The sequence below is a fragment of the Psychrobacillus sp. FSL K6-2843 genome (assembly GCF_038626375.1).
Lineage (GTDB): Bacteria > Bacillota > Bacilli > Bacillales_A > Planococcaceae > Psychrobacillus > Psychrobacillus faecigallinarum.
The window spans coordinates 276560-293600 of the sequence record NZ_CP152021.1; the positions used below are offsets into that span (position 1 = coordinate 276560).

Annotated in this window: 13 protein-coding genes; 8 read left to right on the forward strand and 5 right to left on the reverse strand. The window is 37.5% G+C overall.

The window, feature by feature from the left end:
• Window positions 1-137: 137 nt before the first annotated feature.
• Entirely contained in the window at window positions 138-1010 is an 873-nt protein-coding gene (locus tag MKY94_RS01420; RefSeq protein WP_342577859.1) for a LysR family transcriptional regulator, read from the reverse strand.
• 193 nt (window positions 1011-1203) lie between these two features.
• Here MKY94_RS01420 and tcuA point away from each other — a divergent pair, with 193 nt between their 5' ends.
• The 6 genes from tcuA to MKY94_RS01450 all read left to right on the forward strand — a co-directional run bounded on the left by tcuA (window position 1204) and on the right by MKY94_RS01450 (window position 9475).
• Entirely contained in the window at window positions 1204-2712 is a 1509-nt protein-coding gene (gene tcuA / locus MKY94_RS01425; protein ID WP_144538415.1) for an FAD-dependent tricarballylate dehydrogenase TcuA, read from the forward strand.
• 90 nt (window positions 2713-2802) lie between these two features.
• Entirely contained in the window at window positions 2803-3834 is a 1032-nt protein-coding gene (locus MKY94_RS01430; protein ID WP_151111650.1) for a tripartite tricarboxylate transporter substrate binding protein, read from the forward strand.
• Window positions 3835-3893: 59 nt separating this feature from the next.
• Window positions 3894-4349, forward strand: a complete 456-nt coding sequence (locus tag MKY94_RS01435; protein WP_144538417.1) for a tripartite tricarboxylate transporter TctB family protein — start codon at window positions 3894-3896, stop codon at window positions 4347-4349.
• A 12-nt stretch (window positions 4350-4361) separates the two neighbouring features.
• The gene (locus MKY94_RS01440; protein ID WP_191697028.1) at window positions 4362-5888 is read left to right on the forward strand and encodes a tripartite tricarboxylate transporter permease; all 1527 of its coding nucleotides are present in this window, start codon (window positions 4362-4364) and stop codon (window positions 5886-5888) included.
• 657 nt (window positions 5889-6545) lie between these two features.
• Entirely contained in the window at window positions 6546-6908 is a 363-nt protein-coding gene (locus tag MKY94_RS01445) for a hypothetical protein (RefSeq protein WP_144538418.1), read from the forward strand.
• A gap of 761 nt (window positions 6909-7669) precedes the next feature.
• Window positions 7670-9475 (forward strand): carbon starvation protein A, encoded by a 1806-nt coding sequence (locus MKY94_RS01450; RefSeq protein WP_154311853.1) that lies wholly within the window; start codon window positions 7670-7672, stop codon window positions 9473-9475.
• Between the two features lie 113 nt (window positions 9476-9588).
• On the opposite strand, the gene MKY94_RS01455 is transcribed toward MKY94_RS01450, so the two are convergent.
• A complete protein-coding gene (locus tag MKY94_RS01455) occupies window positions 9589-10218 on the reverse strand; it encodes a methyl-accepting chemotaxis protein (RefSeq protein ID WP_342577860.1) in 630 nt (209 codons plus the stop codon).
• Between the two features lie 86 nt (window positions 10219-10304).
• The gene (locus tag MKY94_RS01460) at window positions 10305-11180 is read right to left on the reverse strand and encodes a radical SAM/SPASM domain-containing protein (protein ID WP_154311849.1); all 876 of its coding nucleotides are present in this window, start codon (window positions 11178-11180) and stop codon (window positions 10305-10307) included.
• Between the two features lie 172 nt (window positions 11181-11352).
• On the opposite strand from MKY94_RS01460, the gene MKY94_RS01465 reads away from it, so the two are divergent.
• Entirely contained in the window at window positions 11353-12351 is a 999-nt protein-coding gene (locus tag MKY94_RS01465) for a Gfo/Idh/MocA family oxidoreductase (protein ID WP_342577861.1), read from the forward strand.
• A gap of 186 nt (window positions 12352-12537) precedes the next feature.
• On the opposite strand, the gene MKY94_RS01470 is transcribed toward MKY94_RS01465, so the two are convergent.
• Together MKY94_RS01470 and MKY94_RS01475 are read right to left on the reverse strand one after the other, a co-directional pair.
• Window positions 12538-14148 (reverse strand): glycoside hydrolase family 43 protein, encoded by a 1611-nt coding sequence (locus MKY94_RS01470; RefSeq protein ID WP_342577862.1) that lies wholly within the window; start codon window positions 14146-14148, stop codon window positions 12538-12540.
• Window positions 14149-14355: 207 nt separating this feature from the next.
• A complete protein-coding gene (locus MKY94_RS01475; protein ID WP_342578639.1) occupies window positions 14356-15546 on the reverse strand; it encodes an ROK family protein in 1191 nt (396 codons plus the stop codon).
• 171 nt (window positions 15547-15717) lie between these two features.
• Between MKY94_RS01475 and MKY94_RS01480 the strand changes: the two genes are divergently transcribed.
• A complete protein-coding gene (locus MKY94_RS01480; RefSeq protein WP_342577863.1) occupies window positions 15718-17010 on the forward strand; it encodes an extracellular solute-binding protein in 1293 nt (430 codons plus the stop codon).
• Window positions 17011-17041: the final 31 nt, after the last annotated feature.

The window sequence follows — 17041 nt, forward strand, 5'->3', positions numbered from 1 at the left end:
ACTAAATGAAATTAGCTGATCTTCCCTACTAGAATTTTTCTATGTTCATAAAGATAGCTATTTATGTAATAGATCTGGAAATCACTATAATCACTGTCATTATAGTGAAAAATGGCAAGAAAGCGTGACAAACAGATTCATAATATTACTTCTTGTTTTGTTTCGTTTAAAAAATGGATAAATGCTTTTACTTGGGCTAGCTCTAAAGTAACATCTCTATAAAATAACCAAGTATTGCGGGTCAGAAAACGATTGTCTTCTATTTTAATAGGTGACACACACAACAGGTCATTTTCTTGGATACAAATTTCTGGTAAAATGGCATACCCGAGCCCGTTTAGGACTAGCTCCTTGCAAGTATCAATTCTATCAACCTCCATGGAAATCATTGGTGGTTTCGTATAAGTTTCCTGCCACCAATTATCAATGGTATTTTTTAAGGATGGATCTGTTTTGTAATTTACTCTTGGAAGAGAAGGAAGATCTTTAAAATCTATATTCCTACTAGATGCTATGCAAATTTTTTCTTCTCGTAATAATATTTTATGTTCCTTCCAGCTATAATCTCCTCTTACAATTCCAAGATGTGCCTCTTCTTTTTGCAGCATCTGCTGTATCTCGGTACTCCAGCCTGTTTTCAAATTGACATCAACTTGCGGGTACTCCTTTAAAAAATCTTTTAATAATGAAGGAAGCTCAAATCGGGCAAACAATCCAGAAACGCCCAATCTAAGCGTACCTTTCACTGCTTCATCCATATTGGTAATATGTTCTTTTGTATGGCGAAGCTGATAAATCATTTGACTTGCATATTGAACAAGGTATTCCCCCTTTACGGTAAACTCCACCCCTTTTTTTCTTCGAGAAACAATCTTTGTGCAGAATTCTTTTTCTAATTGTTGGATTCGATACGTTAATGCAGGCTGAGAAATATAGAGACGCTGGGCAGTTCTTGTTATATTTCTTTCATCGTGAAGTGTAGTTAATATATGCCAATCTTTTTCGTCCAAATATAACTAACTCCTCTCTCTTTTAAAAAGAATTTTCAATTTATTCTAACATTAAATGCTATGTAAATCACATATATGGCGCTCTTATAAGATTTTTCTATGAAGAAAAATAGAAAAGTAATATTATTATTTTCTGAATTTTATATTTATTATATTTTTTAAGATTCATTATAACTTATTAGGAGGAATTAGCATGTCTCATACACATAATTATGATGTTGTAGTAGTAGGAGCTGGAAATGCAGCTTTATGTGCAGCAATTGCAGCGAAGGAGGGTGGCGCCAGTGTCCTGGTTTTAGAAAAAGGACCAATAGAAAAACGCGGAGGTAACTCTTATTTTACTGATGGAGCGATTCGAGTTGCCTACAATAATTTAGACGCTATCAGAAAAATAATACCCAAATTGACAGACGATGAGGCAGCAAATATTGTGATGCCAGAGTACACGGAACAAGATTATTATGATGACTTAATGCGAGTAACGAGTGGGAAAAGCGATCCTCAACTAGGTCAACAGCTTGTTTCCAAGTCCTATGACACAATTGCATGGATGCAAAATCAAGGTATTAACTTTGAATTGAACTATGATAATCAATCTTTTCTACAAGACGGCAAACGACATTTTTGGGGAGGTTTGCCGATTAAAACAGAAAACAAAGGCGTTGGATTAATAAAGAAGCTTTTTGAAAGAGCTCAAGAGCTTAGTATTGAGATTTGGTATGATTCCCGTGCTATAAAATTAAATAAAGAAGATGAGCAAATTACAGGTGTTGTTGTGCAAAAAGAAAATGAATCGATTACTGTAAATACATTTGGTGTGATTTTAGCGTGTGGTAGCTTTGAGGCCAATAAGAATTGGAGAAGTGAGCATATTGGGGAAGAATGGGAAGCTGCCATTGTCCGTGGAACTGAATTCAATACAGGTGATGGTATTACGATGGCTTTAGAAGTAGGAGCACAAAAATATGGGGAGTGGGAAGGCTGCCATTCAATTGGTACAGATTATAATGCTCCCAAAGTAGGTGACTTTGCAAAACCCGGCGATATTTTTAAAAAGCACTCTTATCCATATAGCATCATGCTAAATAAAGATGGAAAGCGTTTTGTTGATGAGGGAGCAGATTTACGAAATTATACGTATGCCAAATATGGTCGTGAAATACTGAAGCAACCTGGCCATGTCGCATATCAACTCTATGATGCGCAGGTTAGACCTATGTTAAGGAAAGAATACGATCTGGAAGAAGCTACTTTTTTTCAAGCGGATACTTTAGAAGAACTAGTAAATTTGTTACCAGTGGATAAAAAGCAATTTTTAGATACGGTGAGCGAATACAATCGAGCAGTAGAGGAAGGCGAATACAAGCCAGCGGAGAAGGACGGGAAGGGAACGAAGGGAATTACCCCTCTTAAATCCAATTGGGCACTTCGAATAGAACAAGGTCCGTTCTATGCTTTTCCAGTTACGTGTGGCATCACTTTTTCGTTTGGCGGACTACACGTAGATACGACAGGTCATGTATTAGATGCAAGAGAAGAGCCGATAAATGGACTTTTTGCAGCAGGTGAAATGATTGGTGGAATCTTTTACGAAAACTATCCTGGCGGGTCAGGTTTAATGTCGGGTGCTGTATTTGGGAAGTTGGCAGGAGCATCAGCAGCTAATTATATTAATAGGGAAAGAACAGAATTAGCCAAATAGCATATATTCTCCTCGTGTCTGGAAGCCGAGGAGAATTCATTTAAATAAAAATGTAGGCGCTTTCATACTATTCGAAGAGGTGAAGAAGTTATGAAGAAAACTGCAAAATGGAAAGGTGTTTTGGTAGGGATTGCATTAGTTTTGACTTTAGCGGGTTGTAGTGGGAATGGAAATAATACTGCGAGTGGAGCTGGAAAAAGTAATGGAACTTATCCAGAGAAACCAATTGTTGTTGTAGCACCGTCAGGTCCAGGTGGAGGCTGGGATCGGACAGCAAGGACCTTTTCAAAGGTGATGGCGGAATCTAAATTATTGGATAAGACGATGACAGTTGAAAACAAACCCGGTGGCGGAGGAACAGTATTTATTGCTAGTTATGCCACACAAGATGTTAAAAACGATTATAAACTATTTACTGGCTCCCCTCCTGTATTAATAAATAATTTAAAAAAGGAAGGTAATAGTCCTTTTGGACATAAAGATACAACACCTCTAGCTCAATTGACGAAAGACTATGGATCCATTGTTGTTAGGTCAGATTCTAAGTATAACGACCTCCCAGCTTTATTGGAGGATTTAGAAGAGGATCCAACTTCCGTAACATTCGCTGGAGGATCGGGACCAGGATCCATGTATCATTTAGTCTCTATTTTACCAGCGTATAAGTCTGGAATTGATCATAAATCTATAAAATATGTTTCGTATGATGGCACCGGTGAAGCAATGACGGCTTTACTAGGTGGTAATGCTGGAGCTATTGCAACAGATGCATCATCTGTCACAGAGTATGTAAAGGCAGGAAAAGTAAAAGTACTAGCAGTTGCGGCACCAGAGCGAATAGAAGGAGAGCTTAGTGATGTGCCGACTATGAAAGAGTTAGGTATAGATGCAGAATTTATGATTTGGCGAGGGATATTCGGACCAAAAGAGATGAGTGAGGAAGCGCTTAGCTTTTGGGACGATAAAATTCAGCAAATGGTAGAAACAGAAGAGTGGAAGAAATCAATGGAAAGCGCTGGGTGGGAAAGTGATTATAAAAACTCAAACGATTTCAAATTATTTTTAGATGAGCAAAGTAATCAAATAGCTGAACTGCTTCATGCGCTTGATATGGCTAAATAATCATGCAGAGGGAACGAGAGTATCTCTTTCCCCTAATTTTTTTCGGAGGTGATGGCAAAGTGAATCTAAGTTTTGATCGTATGATAAGTATTTTATTTTTACTTATAGGGGTTGCATTTATAGCTGGAAGCTTAAAAATTCCAGAAACAGCTTATGGGAGTAATGTAGGACCAGACGTATTCCCAACAGCCTTAGGGGTAATATTAATTCTCCTTAGCTTTCGCCTCTTTTTTGAAACTTGTAATCATTCTTCTGAGAAAATTCAAAAAGTAAAAATAGAATATAAAAGGTTTTTAATTATTTTTGTCTCTGCTATTTTATATGTCTTGTTGCTTGAAAAGTTAGGATATGTAATTACTACATTTTTATTTTTAGTCATTGGATTTCAGGTAATGGAAAAGGGTGGTTGGCTTAAAACTATCCTAATAGCTGGAGGGTTTTCTCTTGGAATATATTTTGTGTTTGTGAAAATACTAGAAGGTTCTTTACCAGAGTTTCCAACAATTTTTTATTGAGAGGTGATAATAGTGGAAGCACTACATTTTCTTGCTGATGGATTTTCGGTTGCGTTTCAATGGCATAATCTACTATTTGCCTTTTTTGGAGTATTGATAGGGACAGCAGTTGGAGTACTGCCTGGAATTGGACCTATGAGCGGGGTCGCCTTATTAATCCCGGTCACGGCCACTATTACAAGCGGGCTAGACCCACAATCTGCCGCTACTAGTTCTATAATTATGTTAGCAGGAGTTTATTATGGAGCCATGTATGGTGGTTCTACGACATCTATTCTTTTGAATACACCAGGTGAGTCGTCTTCTGTTGTAACGGTATTGGATGGATACCAGATGGCGAAGAACGGCCGGGCCGGGGCTGCTTTATCCATTGCAGCTATCGGATCTTTTATTGCTGGGATTGTTTCATTAATCGGTCTTGTGCTCCTTGCAGAACCATTATCCGACATTGCATTAAAGTTTGGACCAGCTGAATATTTTTCTTTAATGTTATTAGGCTTGTGTGCGGTTAGTGGACTTGCTGGCAATTCAATGACAAAATCTCTTACGATGACAGTATTGGGATTATTGTTAGCTACGATAGGGATAGATGCAGTGTCTGGAGTTGGCCGTTTTACATTTAATAATCCTAATTTATATTCGGGTCTTGAATTTTTAACAATTGCGGTAGGAATGTTCGCACTTGGAGAAGTATTTAAAACAATATTAGAAAAAGATAACGAGGGTACTGAATTGATAAAAATAGGTAGAATCCTACCCACGCGAAAGGATTTAAAAGATAGCTCAGGTGCAATTGCTCGTGGATCGTTATTAGGCTTCTTTATAGGAGTTCTGCCTGGTGCAGGAGCAACATTGGCATCTTTTTTCTCTTATATCATGGAGAAAAAAGTAAGCAAAAATCCACAGAAGTTCGGAAAAGGTGCAATTGAGGGAGTGGCAGCACCAGAATCTGCTAATAACGCTGCATCTGGTGGAGCTTTAATACCTTTATTAACTCTTGGAATACCGGGATCCGGTACTACTGCTATTTTGATGGGAGCATTAATCATGTATGATGTTCAGCCAGGTCCACTTCTATTCGACGATCATCCACAAGTAGCATGGGGGCTAATCGCTAGCATGTTTTTAGGAAATATTATGCTTCTAGTACTTAACATGCCTTTAGTAAAGGTATTTTCAAAAATTATTGAAACACCTAAGAAATATCTTCTGCCAAGTATTATTGCAATTTCAATCTTTGGTGTCTATGCGGTCCAATACACGGTGTTTGATTTAATGTTACTTCTCTTTTTCGGAGTGGTAGGTTACTTTTTTGCAAAGAACGATTATCCACTTGCTCCTCTAGTATTAGGTTTAGTACTCGGACCAATGATTGAAAACAATATGAGACGTGCGTTAACAGGCTCAAATGGTGACTTCATAGTCTTCTTACAGAGTCCTATTTCTCTAGTATTTCTAATTTTTGCTGTTCTTTGGGTAGTAATACCAATGATTCTGAAAATGAGAGGGAGAAACTTAGTTACCAATGAAGAAGGATGAGAAGTAGTCAGTCGAAATTAAATTTCGGCTGTTTTTTTTATTAAGCTTTGTTAAAGTTATTGGTTGATTTTGACTTGTAAACATTACAAAGGGAAAATTCAAATGACTATTATGAACATAAATAGATTAAGAAAATGGGATGGAGTTAGTTTTCCTGCTTTTTTTATGTGAGTTAATTTCATAAATAGAGCTTTATGTATGAAATAAATGCGTTCTCCATTTATTGAATGGAGTGATTACGGCGACTCCAACGGGATGAGGGAGACAGATAAGACATCACAACCACGCGCGTAAGCGATGGATGATGGCTTATCGTTCACCCCGCGGAAAGCGTCCGGCTGTCGCGGAAATCAATTCTACTCTCTGATTTAGAGATTTATTTGCATCATAAATCAACCCTAGCATTTAACATAGCCTTTAATTAAGCTTTACATTAGTAGTTAAATTTCTATTCCAAATGTTATTATCTGTTATCTTTATGAAAAAAAGGGTATTAGTTAATATAATAAAACTTTGTAATTAAAAAGAGATAGTATTTTAGTGGTAATTAATGGATGTTAAAGATGGTGAATCATATATCTGTAATAGTTGGTTATACTTCTGTACACAGAGATTTTACAAAGCTGTAAGTTTATAGCTAATCGAGAGGTGATTAAAATGCGAAAATCATGGATGGTTCTAGTGATATGCTGTATTTTACCGATTATTACAGGCTGTACGGAATATGACCAAATGACTGTACAAAGCGAAGTGATACAAGTCCATGCAGATAGCCCAGCGATGTTGATTGCAAATGGCAATAGATTTACTGAGGTTAGAGAATCTGCTGGGAGTGAATTTACCATTGGAGAAAAGGTTGGAGAAGTACAAGAAAAAGTTGCTTCAGACGTTGTACCAAGCAGCGACTATTCTTCAAATGCCTTAGAGGTTGGTACTGAGATTTATTCTATTCTTGAGGATCCTGATATCTTTCTTGCAAAGGTTTCTGGAAGTAGCTATATGATTTATATTAGTGAATAAGGTTGAAAATAGTTTTTTGAGTTAGTGGAAATAATGTTTTAAACTGAATTGTTCAAAGACAAGGTAAAAGGATAATAATTTAGAGAAGAATACTCTCTAATGGTTAACTTTTACCTTTTACTATTCGTTAAAATAGAACGTATGTGTGGTATAATAAAGAGATAATAGTGCGGTAGCTCAAGGGTGGTTGGCTCACTCCCGATAGGAAGGGGGTGGTGCCTTGTCGGTATTCGAAGCATTAATGTTCGCAGTAGCATTCGCAACATTGGTCGTTGTAATACTGTCATTTAACCATAAAAAATAACCCATCCTTGAGTTGAGAGCTCTGATGGGTTAATCCTTTTACCAGCCAATCCCTTTGGGAACCAACTATTATATTTGGCTGATTGATGCACTAATATCAATCAGTCTTTTTTAATGTACTCAGTAGTTACTTTAAGTATACGTTTGGACAGAATTCTTTTCAAGTAGTTAGGTTCCATTAAAGTAATGTCCTCTTTTCTTAAAAATCACGATAAACTATGATTTCAATAGACTTAACCAAACAAATGAATCCTCAGTTTTTCTTGTACAGATCTATAAATAATTATCAACAATAATCATTTAGTTATTATTTCATGGTTTTTTTCTATTATTTATTCATGTATTATATAAATAATTGAAATTTATATATATTTATATAATTCAATTTATTATACGAATTTATCATTCTCTTTTTTAGTATGATTATTGTAGATTAATAGGATGGAGGAGAAGAAATAATGAATGCGGTTACTATAGTAATTGGATCTATCTGTATTTTATTAATTGCTTATCGTTTGTATGGCACATTTATGGCTGCAAAAGTATTAAAATTAGATGATTCCAAACCAACCCCGGCACATGAACTGGAGGATGGGAAAGATTACGTACCCACGAACAAATGGGTCACGTTTGGTCACCATTTTGCTGCGATTGCTGCGGCGGGACCATTAGTTGGACCGATATTAGCGGCACAGTTTGGTTATTTGCCTGGCTTGCTTTGGCTTCTAATAGGTGCGGTGATAGGGGGAGCAGTTCATGACATGGTTGTGCTATTTGCATCCATGCGTCAGGATGGGAAATCATTATCTGAAATTGCGAAAAAAGAGCTCGGTCCAGTGGCAGGCTTTTGTGCAGGATTAGCAATGCTATTTATTATTACGATAACGATGGCGGGTCTTTCTTTAGTCGTGTTGAGCGCATTAGAGAGAAATCCGTGGGGAACCTTTGCAGTAGGAATTACAATTCCCATTGCAATGGCAGTTGGGTTGTATCATAAGAAAACAGGAAACTTGAAAGTAGCTACGATCGTAGGCTTTGGACTTATTATGGCGGCTATTATTTGGGGACCTAATATTCAAGGAACTGCATTTGGTGATTTCTTAACATTAGAAAAGAGTACAATCGCTTTAGCTTTACCAATCTATGCATTTTTTGCAGCAGCTCTACCAGTTTGGTTATTGCTAGCACCTCGCGATTATTTAAGTACTTTTATGAAAATTGGTGTTTTTGCAGCATTAATCATTGGTGTGTTCTATGTAAACCCAGCAGTTCAATTTCCTGCATTAACAGAGTTTATCAATGGTGGTGGTCCAATTATTGCGGGTCCGGTTTGGCCATTCGTTTCCATTACCATTGCTTGTGGAGCGATATCAGGGTTCCACGCATTCGTTGGTTCAGGGACAACTCCAAAAATGATTAATCGCTGGAGCGACATTAAAGGGGTAGCCTTTGGCGCAATGCTTGTAGAGTGTTTAGTTGCAATTATGGCTTTGATTGCTGCTGTATCATTAATGCCAGGAGATTATTTTGCTATAAACTCCACACCAGAGAAATACGCTACATTAGGAATGGAAACAGTTCATCTAGATAAGCTTAGTGAGGAAATTGGAATGGACTTGGAAGGAAGAACAGGCGGGGCTGTTACGCTTGCTGTAGGTATGACGTATATCTTTACAGAAATTCCTATCTTTGAAAAAATGGCCTCTTATTTTTATCAATTTGTTATCCTCTTTGAGGCAGTCTTCATCCTAACGGCGATCGACTCGGGAACACGAGTTGCTCGTTATCTGATCCAAGACTTCGGGGGGACATTCTTTAAACCTTTAAAAAGGACGGATTCGTTATGGGCAAATATTTTTGCCAGCGCCTTAGCTTGCTTTTTATGGGGCTATTTACTTTATTCCGGTGATATTAGTTCGGTTTGGGCACTATTCGGAGTATCTAACCAGCTGATGGCTTCTATTGGTTTAATAATAGGAGCAACTATTGTACTAAAGATTGCAGATAAACGATGGTATATACTTACATGCCTGATACCTCTTTCTTATCTGTATGTCACTGTAAATGTGGCGGGGTATTGGATGGTAAAAAATGTGTACTGGAATTCAGACAATCCTGGATTTAGCTTTTTAAATGGGACACTGTCTGTAATTATGCTAGTCCTTGGTTTTATTATACTCGTAACCTCTATCCGGAAATGGGTTGAACTTTGGAAAATACCACAGAAAAAGTTAGTTGAACTTGCCGAGAAGGGTGCCGTCTAATTAATATAGAGAGGCCTTAAATGAATAAGTAACATTTTAAATTACTAACCCATCCGAGTGTTTATCGGATGGGTTAGTGCGTGTTGGTCATTTAATGTTGCTGCATTTGATAGTTACACTGTAAATTTAGAAATTTTTATCTGTAAATCTTCTGCAAGATTTGCTAAGGAAACAGCTGCTGCAGTTACTTCCTCCATAGAAGCTAATTGCTCCTCGGATGCAGAGGCTACAGATGCAGAATTGTCTGATGTCACTTTTGTTGCTTCGGACATTTCTTGTGCTCTTGTAGTAACTTGAGTAACCTGAGTTTGAATTTTGTTGGAGATCAGTGAGATATTACTTACTTGGTCTTTAACTTGCTCAACAGCTGTTAGGATATCATGAAATGTCACCTTCGTTGAATGAGCAATCCTTATACCAGATTTAACTCTTTCCTTTGCATCATTAATGGATTGAATGGTTTTTTTGGTGTCACCCTCAATCTCAACAGCAATACCTGTAATATCTGATACAGATTTTCTTGTTTGTTCGGAAAGCTTTCTCACTTCACCAGCCACTACGGCAAATCCTTTTCCTGCTTCACCAGCTCTGGCTGCTTCTATCGCTGCGTTTAATGCAAGTAGGTTCGTTTGCTCTGCGATATCTGTTATTAATTTTAATACATGTACAATTTCGGCTGTTCGATTATTAAGGATGACAAGTGCGCTATCCGTATCTTCTACAGCCTCGCTTATACGATTCATTTACTTCTATATTTAAGACAGATAAAAACCCATCGGAGACAAGTTCTCGATGGGCTGCTACTTATTTCTTATATAGATGAACAAAATTAAACCCCAAACCTCTGTCTATATCCACATTTTCTGCACATTTCTTCAACGGCTTCTCTTCTTGTGAATCCATCATAAAGTGCATTTGCTCGTTCACTTTCAATGATTTCGGAGAAGGGGGTTTTATTGACATTGCCTAGGTTAATGACACCTTCACCGTCTAAACAACACGGGACAACTGTTCCGTCTACTAAGATGGCGGCTTGGCTACGAAGGGCGTGGCAGAATCCTTTGCCGTCGTCCTCAGGGGCTTGAAGGCTTGGCCATTGAAATTCATGGTCTTGGTTCAGGAAAACGTTTGGTGCAATTTTAATCCCTTTGCCTGGCTGTACCTTTTCTTCGATCTTGAAGTCTAGGTTATATTCGTTTTCTAGAATTTCTAAGGTTTCACGATTTCTTCGTTGTACCAGATCAGACACCTGATCTTGTTGGAGATTCCATAAACGATAGGAAATGATAGTATTATGCTCTCTCGAATCACGAACAAATTCAAGAATATCTCCTAGGTACTTTTCTCGATTCTCAGATCCCTCATGGCCATCAAAGCTGTGAAGAGAGAAGTTTATTTGGCGTAGCGCAGGTTTTCCTAATAATTTCTCTCGGTTCTTCTTAATAAGTGTCCCGTTTGTAGTAATATTCACTTTAAACCCTTTGGCATGAGCTGCGTCTAGAAGCTGGTCAATTCTAGCATGGAGCAATGGCTCTCCTTTAACATGCAGGTAAATATATCTCGTATGGTCCTTTATCTGATCAAGGATGTTATTAAAGGCATCCAATTTAATGATGTTGGCCGTGCGAGCAGTTGGTGGACAAAAGCTACAAGCAAGATTACAAACACTTGTAATTTCAATATACATCTTCTTAAAAGTTTTCAAGTTTTCTTCACCGTTCCAGTTCTATTTGATAAACAACTATACTCATTTTAACAGAAAATGAATTTAGGAGAGGGCTTTCTAAAAGTATATTTTTGTGTAGGAGGAAAATACTCAGACTTTGCCGAACAAAGCATTAAGAAATACTCTATGAAAATACAAGGAGGCGAGTACAGTGGCGAACAAAATTCGTTGGGGAGTTTTAAGTACAGCAAGAATTGCGCAAGAGCAGCTTATTCCGGCTATCAAAAGGGCGAGCAATGCTGAATTGGTTGCTATTGCGGGTAGAGGAAGTAATGTTCACGATGTGGCGAGAGCTTTAAATATTCCTATTGCTTATGAAAGCTATGAGGAGCTTCTCGCTAATCCAATAATTGATGCGGTCTATATTCCGCTACCTAATCATTTGCATAAGGAGTGGGTATTTAAATCAGCTAAGGCAGGAAAGCATATACTTTGTGAAAAGCCCATTTCTCTTACAGCAAAAGAGGCGTCAGAGATGGTAGAAATCTGTATGGAACAAAATGTGAAATTCATGGAGGCTTTCATGTATCAGCTCCATCCACAGCATAATCGTGTGAAAGAGCTGGTTTCATCTGGTGCGATAGGAGAAATTAAACTAATCACATCAAGTCACTCATTTTATATGGGTAATCGTAAAAGTCAATTTAGAATGAATAAAGAAATGGGGGGAGGCAGTCTATTTGATGTAGGCTGTTATTGTATTCATGCAATCCGATACATGTCGGGTGCAGAACCAGTGAAGGTCCATTGCTTGGCAGATCTAGATAGTGAAACCGAAGTCGACATAAGTGCTTTTGGAATTTTACAATTAGATAATGGTATTCATGCTACCTTCAATTGTAGCTTTGACATGGCAGGAAGAAATGAATATGAAATAGTTGGGTCTTTAGGGACGATTAAAGTACCATTCGCATTTCGGCCAGACCAGAATGGTGGTTTAGGAAGAATTTTAATCCAACAACATGACATGACACGAGAAGAAAATATACATGGTGACCTCTACCGTATAGAAGTGGAACATTTCTCGGATGCCATCTTAAACAACACAAACCCCGAAGTGACTGGGGGATTTAGTGTGGAGAACATGCGAGTGATAGAAGCTTGTCTGGAATCTATTAAAACGGGTGAAGTGATAGAAATAATAAGTTAAATTATATTTTATTTATGGAGTGCTATATGAGGGGTATTAAAGGACTGCTAGTACAATTCATCACCTAAAAAAGCACCGCAATTGCGGTGCTAAAATTTTTATATTTTAGTGACTACTAAATACACTTGGAAATAGACAATTTATTCGTTATCAAAGCCTTCTTTCATTTAGAAGGCTTTTTCAATGTTATTCTGTTTCTTTATAGATAAAATAATCAAAATCGGCAGGCAGACTTTGCCCCGAAGTATCCTGACACTGCATACCGACAAATGCACCGGTAAAGAAGCCGCCACCTTGAATATAGTCATCGGATAATTTATGTGAAGCAAATGGAATAGGGATTAGTGTCCAGCTTTCGCCATCATATGAATACGAATATTCGTAAATAGACGTCTTAACATCTACTCGTAGATATATATATTCCAACTCTTCAGGAATAATAATTTCTCTTCCTTGGAGCGGTTGGTCAAACACAAAGTTATCGCATGTACTTAACTCAAGAATTCTTCCCTTTTCCTCATGCCACGAAATCTGAAGTGCTGTCCAGTTTTCCGTATTATAGTAATTAACAAGACCAGCCGATTGCTGGAAGCTATTCGGGTTAAAGGCTACTTTTGTTTCTGCAGTGAAGTTAAAGTGTTGCCAACGTCTTGCTATAAACGCTTGTGTAAATTTTGATGTTAATGATTCCTTCCCGTAAAGCCTTAAATGGCCGGGGTTATCTTTTAATGAAACAATATGTTCTCCAAGTGGTATACGCAGTGATTGGAAATGATTATTTAAGCGTTCGCCATTAAAATTGTCCTTCTCCTCAAAATCTTTTTCCCATGCTACTTCTTCAATAGCTGGCCCTTCAATTTCAAGTGATGGTCCGTTACCATTAACGACATAAGGCCAATCATTCTTCCACTCTAATCTTTGAATGGCCGTCTCTCTTCCCAGTGGACAATATCCTCGTGGATCGAGTAATGGCTGGTTATCTTTTGGTAGTGGTCTGCCAGTTAAGTGAACTAAAAACCATTCATCCGTATGGGTGTGAACGATAGAAGCATGACCAGACTTTTGTAAAGGATTTCGTGGATAGGGAAATGAAGTTATTAACGGATTATCCGGATGTACCTCGTAAGGCCCCTCTAATTTTTTCGAACGTGCAATAGTTGCAGCATGGTCGTATTTTGTGCCACCCTCTGCAGTCAATAAATAATAATAGTCATTGATCTTGTAAAGGTGAGGGGCCTCTACCAACTTAATATCTGTTCCTTTAAAAATAATAGTAGATTCCCCAACTAGTTTTTGCTGCTTTACATCATATTCCTGAAGTTCAATACCATAAAAATTGTGATGGTGAAGACGGTGATCCCATTTCATATTTACTAAGTACTTTTTTCCAGATTCATCATGGTATAAGGATGGATCAAAACCAGAACTGTTCAGATAGATAGGCTCTGACCATTCTCCGTCAATTTTGTCGCATGTAACAAGATAGTTATGGCAATCCTTCCATTGTCCCTCTGTGACTTTTACATCCGTGAAAATTAGCCAAAACTGGCCATCACTGTAGGATAATGCAGGAGCCCAAACACCACCGGAGTTAGGATTCCCCATCATATTCAATTGACTAATACGATTAAGAGGACGGGAAGCTAAACGCCAATTTTTTAAATCCTTTGAATGATAAATACCAACACCGGGGAACCATTCAAATGTAGAAACGGCAATATAATAGTCTTCCCCAACTCTGCAAATACTTGGATCTGGATTAAACCCGGGTAAAATGGGATTTCGTATAGTTGTCAATTGTCATCATCCTTTGCATCCGATTATTTTTTGTCTACTTCAAGCTTATGTAGTTTCTATACAATACATTTGAAGATAGACTTCGCAGTATTGATGTCTCTTCTAATAATCTCGAAATAAATTTTCCAATATACCAATACATTTAACACTAGAAAAAATAAAACGGCAAGTCATAATTTTTAGATAATTCTAAGGCTAGTAAAGTTTTTATTCTAATGCATTATCTTGTAGGATACTGACACTCAAAAAATTTTCAATGGAAAAAGCAGCAACCCCTAGAGCAGTAGATCGTGTCGAGAGCTCTGAAAAATCGATTTGCAAATCATTTTGTTGGAACCATAAAGCTTGATTCGAGACTCTCTTGTTTAACGAGTACTTTAACCATTTTTCAGAGTAAGCTAAACGGTTACCGATGATTACTTGTTGTGGGTTAAAGATATTAATAATGTTATTAATACCGATACCTAAATAGTCTCCCGTCTGTTCAAACAGTTTAATGACCTCGTCATTTCCACTCTCTGCTAGGTTTACTAAACCTTCTAAGTCTTGCGTATCAGAAGGAATATCCAATTTCTCAGCATGTCTAATGAGAGCTTGTTCTGAAGCATATAACTCCCAGCAACCCTCGTTTCCACAGCGACATTTAGCATCCCCTGCTTGGATGGTCATGTGACCTAATTCACCAGAGAATCCATTAAATCCTTTATAAAGGGAGCCATTGAGTATTAACCCAACACCGATACCTATACCAGCACTCACGTATATGACGTTTTCAAAATCTTTACCTGCACCGAAATGTTTTTCCCCGTATGCTCCGGCATTGGCTTCGTTTTCTATGATGATTGGAAGATTATATTTTTCTTCTAGTACCTCTTTCAGGTTTACATTTCTCCAGTTTAAATTCGGTGCTAGTAGAATGTTACCATCCTTATCCACAATCCCAGGTACGCCAACACCGATTCCTATAACGCCATGAGGACATTCAGGAGTGGCAGTGAGGAGGAACTCTATTGTTTCAAATAACTTTATCTCAATCTGTTCATAGGATAAATTCTTAAATGTTATTTGCTTCTCTTTGTGAATATTTCCGTTAAGGTCTGTTAGCACGCCAAGTAAATAGTTAACACCTATGTCTATTCCGATGGAGTAACCTGCTTTTTCATTGAAAAGCAACATAACTGGTCTTCTTCCACCACTGGATTCTCCAGGCCCAGATTCATAGATGAGATGTTCGTCTAGTAAATCATTTACTAAAGATGACACAGTTCCTTTGTTTAATCCGACCTGACTTGCAACAGAGGCCCTGGAGATAGGGGAATTGTATTTTATTTTATCTAGAACTAGCGATTTGTTCCCTTTTTTCACCACATGATGATTCCATGTTTGGTTAGCACTCAGTTTCATCCTATTCAGCTCTTTCTATATCATTTTCATCATTCTAACATATAAATGACAAAGAAAAAAACTTTGTTTATCCACTAGACTAACATAGTGTTATTTGCTACAATGAAAACGCATACAATAGTCAGAATATTGTTGTAAAAATAATTTGGGGTGGGGGAAATAAGAATGAAAATCAACAAAATGATTAAAATTCTATTATTTGCTTCTGTATTTTATTTATTGGCAGGATGTTCAGATTCAAACGAAACATCTTCAAACGCAAATGGGGACAAAGAGATTAAGTTTATGCATTTATGGCCCGAAGGAAGTTCCAAGCAGCATTACGATGTAGTAAATGAAATTATTGCGGATTATGAAAAAGAACATGAAGGAGTCAAGGTGGATCTGGAAGTTTTAAGTAATGAACAGTATAAAGACAAGTTAAGAGTTTTATCGACATCTAAAGAGCTTCCTGATGTAGGGATGACCTGGGCAGCAGGGTTCTTAGAGCCATATGTTGGTGGTAACATGTTCGCTCCTTTAGATGATGTCATTAAAGATCAATTAAGCGATAGCTTCGTTCCAGGAACTGCGGAAGCCTATGCCCTAGACGGTAAAACATACGGTTTACCATTAGAGTTAAACATTGTAACTCTTTATTATAATAAAGCCATGTTTGAGGAACATAATTTAGAAGCACCAAAGACTTTTGAAGAATTAGAAAATGTTATAAAAGTCTTTAAAGAAGATGGTATTGATCCAATTGCTTTAGGAAACAAAGATGCTTGGACAGGATCACTTTGGTATATGTATTTAGCGGATCGTCTTGGAGGAGCAGAAGTTCTAAACAAGGCAATTGATCGTTCAGGTTCTTTTGAAGATCCAGCATTAGTAGAGGCAGCGAAAAAGGTACAAGATCTTGTGAATATGAGTGCATTCGTCAATGGGTTTAATGGTTTAGCAGATGAAGAAGCAAAAAGTATGTTCATGAGTGAGCAGGTTCCAATGTATTTGATAGCTACTTGGGATCTACCGAACTATACAACAAATGAATCTGTTCCGCAGGAATTTAGAGATTCTGTTGAATATCTGAAATTCCCGACGGTTGACGGTAATGGAGATATGGATAGCTTTGTTGGAGGACCAGGGGTAGGGCTATTCGTAGCTGAGAACTCAGATGTAAAAGAAGAAGCAAAGGATTTTGCAGCATACTTTGTTAAGCAATGGGGAGAAAAAGCTGTTACACAGGCTGGCGTAATCCCTGCTACTAAAGTAGATGCAGATTCATTGGATCTTCCAGAGATGTATATCAATATTTTGAATGAACTAAATGAGGCAAGTAATATTACTCTATTTGCAGATGTTCAAATGAGTCCAAATGTGGCACAAGTTCATTTAGATTCTATTCAAGCTCTTTTTGGAAAGGAAATGACTCCAGAAGAATTTTCAAAAGCACATGAGGATGCCCTTTCAAAATAGAAGATAGCTTTAAGAAGATTTGTCAGTGTAT

Excerpts from the sequence above, each read along its gene's own strand:
- MKY94_RS01450 (WP_154311853.1), top strand. The coding sequence starts at position 7,670 with ATGAATGCGGTTACTATAGTAATTGGATCTATCTGTATTTTATTAATT.
- MKY94_RS01445 (WP_144538418.1), top strand. The coding sequence starts at position 6,546 with ATGCGAAAATCATGGATGGTTCTAGTGATATGCTGTATTTTACCGATT.
- MKY94_RS01480 (WP_342577863.1), top strand. The coding sequence starts at position 15,718 with ATGAAAATCAACAAAATGATTAAAATTCTATTATTTGCTTCTGTATTT.
- MKY94_RS01455 (WP_342577860.1), bottom strand. The coding sequence starts at position 10,218 with ATGAATCGTATAAGCGAGGCTGTAGAAGATACGGATAGCGCACTTGTC.
- MKY94_RS01430 (WP_151111650.1), top strand. The coding sequence starts at position 2,803 with ATGAAGAAAACTGCAAAATGGAAAGGTGTTTTGGTAGGGATTGCATTA.
- tcuA (WP_144538415.1), top strand. The coding sequence starts at position 1,204 with ATGTCTCATACACATAATTATGATGTTGTAGTAGTAGGAGCTGGAAAT.